The organism is Verminephrobacter aporrectodeae subsp. tuberculatae At4 (genome assembly GCF_000193225.1).
GTDB lineage: Bacteria > Pseudomonadota > Gammaproteobacteria > Burkholderiales > Burkholderiaceae_C > Acidovorax > Acidovorax aporrectodeae.
On sequence record NZ_AFAL01000918.1, the window covers coordinates 1 to 201 of the forward strand.

The following is a 201-nucleotide window of genomic DNA, read 5'->3' on the forward strand; positions in this document are numbered from 1 at the left end:
TGCGAGAAATACTGGGCGAAGGAAGGCATCATAAACGCGAATAAATCCGGGCGTGGTCGCGTATCCGTCAAATGGGATTGCGGGTGGACGCGGTCCGAAGCGGTGGAGTATAGATATGACATGATCCATACCATGGTGAACCAGTTCGGAGAGCTTCGTCCCGGATGGATCAAGGGTGATGCTGACGCCGACAGAAAAATT

Annotated in this window: 1 protein-coding gene; it reads left to right on the forward strand. The window is 52.7% G+C overall.

Annotated features, from left to right (window positions below):
- The coding region (locus VTU_RS35230; RefSeq protein ID WP_010109364.1) for a hypothetical protein at positions 1 to 201 on the forward strand (201 nt) is incomplete at both ends.